At 66.0% G+C, this 430-nt stretch carries 1 protein-coding gene and 1 pseudogene; both read left to right on the forward strand.

Annotation, left to right across the window (positions count from 1 at the left end; genetic code table 11):
- A pseudogene (locus A3764_RS21565) lies at nucleotides 1-233 on the forward strand (class I adenylate-forming enzyme family protein); the annotation flags it as partial.
- On the forward strand, nucleotides 230-430 hold a 201-nt coding region (locus tag A3764_RS21570; RefSeq protein WP_236628293.1), incomplete at its 3' end, for a 3-hydroxyacyl-CoA dehydrogenase NAD-binding domain-containing protein. The pseudogene A3764_RS21565 and the gene A3764_RS21570, both read left to right, overlap by 4 nt.

Raw genomic sequence — 430 nt, forward strand, 5'->3', positions numbered from 1 at the left:
CCTTTTCGGTGCCCGACGAACGGCTGGGCGAAGTCGTGGGGGCCGCGGTGCAGCTGAGACCGGGAGCGCAGTTGACGCAGGCCGAAATGGCCGCCTTTCTCGACGGGCATCTGGCCCGGTTCAAGATACCCCAATACCTGTGGTGCCAGCATGAAACGCTGGTCCGCGGGGCCACCGACAAGACCGATCGCCGCGCCCTGCGCGCGCAATGTCTGCAAAAGGAGAGCACATGACCCGACCGAGCGAAGCGGAAACCGGAGATTACATCGCCAAGGCCGGCAAGGCCGCGTGGGAGGTCCCCGGCCTGCCCGAGGATACCCCACGGCGCGAGATTAGAAGCGTCGGCATCATCGGGGCCGGCACCATGGGCGGCGGGATCGCCATGAACTTCGCCACCGCCGGTATCCCTGTGAAGATCGTCGAAACCACG

The organism is Sulfitobacter sp. HI0129 (assembly GCF_001635395.1).
Lineage (GTDB): Bacteria > Pseudomonadota > Alphaproteobacteria > Rhodobacterales > Rhodobacteraceae > Sulfitobacter.